The sequence below is a fragment of the Nonomuraea sp. bgisy101 genome (assembly GCF_057708945.1).
In genome coordinates this window covers 1-2,682 of record NZ_JBYITD010000098.1, presented here as the reverse complement: position 1 = coordinate 2,682, position 2,682 = coordinate 1, and the positions used below count along the sequence as shown (strand labels likewise).

The 2,682-nt window shown below is 66.6% G+C and carries 3 protein-coding genes; all 3 read right to left on the bottom strand.

Translation table 11 applies throughout. The annotated features are described in order from the left end of the window. Positions 1-134: 134 nt before the first annotated feature. Positions 135-1,379, bottom strand: coding sequence for a tyrosine-type recombinase/integrase (locus AC3EO4_RS55565; RefSeq protein WP_379570513.1), 1,245 nt, complete (start codon positions 1,377-1,379; stop codon positions 135-137). Positions 1,380-1,402: 23 nt separating this feature from the next. After that, complete coding sequence (locus AC3EO4_RS55560) at positions 1,403-1,726, bottom strand: helix-turn-helix domain-containing protein (RefSeq protein WP_379570511.1); 324 nt, start codon at positions 1,724-1,726, stop codon at positions 1,403-1,405. Beyond that, positions 1,723-2,682: tyrosine-type recombinase/integrase (locus AC3EO4_RS55555; RefSeq protein ID WP_431904953.1), on the bottom strand; the 960-nt coding region annotated here is incomplete at its 5' end. The genes AC3EO4_RS55560 and AC3EO4_RS55555, both read right to left, overlap by 4 nt.

The window sequence follows — 2,682 nt, the reverse complement described above, 5'->3', positions numbered from 1 at the left end:
CGTTTCTTACTGGCACGTCCGCCGTGAGTTCAGCCAGACTGAAGGACATTCATCGGGAACACACGCGAGTTTGCTGGGTGAGATCTGAAAACGCGGGGAGTTCGTCGTTGACGCCGGCGTCATGACCCAAGGCATCACGGTTGGGGTGTCTGATCGAGCTCGTCGGCGAGTAGATGCTCGGCGACGGCGGAGTATCTGGCGGCGGTGCTGTGCGAGATCCCGAAGACCAGCGACAGGTGAAGCGGGTCCGCTCCTCCGGCGAGAGCTTCGTGGAGGATGCGGTCCTTGCGTATCCGGTCGACACTGCATCCGGTGCGGGTCATCCGCAACGTCACGAATTGTTGGCTGATCGGACCAGTGCCGTGGGCGGTCTTGTCGCTGATCAGGACGTGGGGGTTGGTGGTGTGCGGCCAGGTTGCGCGTCGGTGGCGGAGCCAGCGGCGGAGTACTCGATGACTGAGGTCACCGAGTCGCTGGCGGCGGCCGGCGAGGGTGATTCGCCGATTGGCCAGATCGACGTCGTCGAGTGTCAGGTGGCGGATGGCTCCGGTGCGAGCCGCGTTCTCGGCGGCCAGTGCGATGATGACTCGTCCGGCGAGGTCATCGGCCTGTTGCTCGATGGCCCGAATCTCCTCATCGGCCATCGGAAGCAGGGCGAAGTCCGCTGGTCGGCCCTTCAACCCGGTCGTCGGGTTGGAGAAGATCAGGCCGCGCTTCCTGGCGAATCCGAACAGCGATCGCATCGCGCTGGTCGCGGTGGCGCGTCGTGAACCGCTGAGCGGTCCAAGCGCTGTTCTGATGTCGGAGCGGGTGACCTCTCGCAAGTGGTCGTAGCCCGCCGCCCAGTCGTCGAGGAATGGCCGGATGCATCCGAAGTAGACATAGATGCTGGATGCGGACCGGGGTCGTGACCTGGTGTCGCCGTTGAGGAGGACCAGCAGCCACTGCCGGACGGGATTGATGAAGCCGGGTGCGAGATGGCTTGTGACGCGGTCGATCCAGGATCTGATCGCTGGAGCGGAGTCGTCGTGGAGCAGGTCCAGATCGGTGAGTACTTCGATGAGGCGAGGCCGCGACACCCAGCGCTGCGGCCGGGCTCGGACCTCGCTAAGCGGGACGCGCTCACCTGCCGGGAGGCTAGTCAGCACCGTGACGAGCCCATCCAGCACGCATCTGGTGGTCGAGGGGTTCCAGCCACCGACTTGGCCGAGTTCCTGAGCGTGACGTGCCGCTGCCCGCAGCACCGGATCGTCTGCCGTCAGCGCCGGGTGCCGCCAGCGAGGCGGGACGGGTTGGCCGTCCTTGCGCCGACGCTCTGATGCTCGCGCCGAGCACGCGTTGCTGCAGTAGACCTGGTCGCGGCGCCGCTTCTCGGGCAACGGGGTGCCGCAGTGTGCGCAGTTCATCGAGGCGGTAGCGACCGCCCGCCCCCGGTGCGCGGGGCGACCGGCCGATCTTGGCCGACCGCCGTGCTCTGGTCATCGTTGTGGTGCCGCGGCTGGGCGACAGCCTCGGGTTCGGGGATCAGCAGTTCGTCGACGCCGCAGCCCAGCACGGCGCAGATGACGTCGAGCTCGTCGAGCTTGACCACGTTGGGGCTTCCCGACCACAGTCCCGACATCTTGCCGGCACTGATGACCAGGCCACGTTCTGCGAGCATCCGCTGGAACTCGCTGGCCTTCCAGATGCCGCGGTTCGCGGCCGCCAGGCGCAGGTTCCATTTCATCGGGTGAGTCCTTTCCATCGGTCGGCGACGCGGCGCTGTCCGGTGACCCAAGCGTCTTCGACATGGGTGGCATGGACGTGGACGTATCTGGCCGTGGTGCCGGTCCAGGCGTGGCCGAGCAGCTCCTGGATCGCGAACAGGTTCATCCCGGCCAGGTAGAGCTGGGAGGCGCAAAAGTGCCGCAGCACATGCGGCGTTAGCCGCCCCGACCAGGTCGGCAGATACCGGTCGACAGCATCGATCAAGGCGCGGCGAAACACGTCCGCCGTGGCGCGGGTGCACGTGCCCTCAGCGTTCTTCCGCTCGGAGGGGAACAAGGGCGTGCGGTGACTGGACAGGTCGAGCTCAAAGAGCCCGAGGACGTCTTCGATGAACCAGCGCAGGCTGCGATCGGCGCCGTTGATCAGGGGCACCAGCCGTGGCTTGGGCCCTTTGCGGCGAGACCCCTTCCCATGGCGGACGTTCAGCTTGCCGAACCGGCCCAGCTCCCAGCGCACGTCATCTAGGTCGAGCATCCGGGCCTCGTTGATCCGTAACCCGACGTCGGCGACCAGCCGGGCCACGGCGTAGTTGCGGGCCGCCGGGGCGAACTTGCGGCAGCTCAGCAGCTCTTTGCGCCACCCGGCGAACAGTTGCTCGATCTCCTCGACGGTCGGTGGGACCCGCAGCTGCGGATCCACGGACAACCGCGGCCGGTTGACCTCATCGAGAGGGCACTCGACGACGCGGCCAGTGAGGTTGTGCAGCTCAACCCTGTGCCGAAGCTCCAAAAACCGGAAGAACACCGTCAGAGCAGCCGCTCGCCCGGTGCGAGTGGAGGGCTTGGCGTCTCGCAACACCTTGCCGAAGTAGGCGTCGCCGTCTTCGGGTTGCATCTCCCACAGCGGCCGGCCGAACCAGTCCCGGATCAGCTCCAGATGATTGGCGTCGTTGCGGATGGTGCTGTCGGTCAGCCC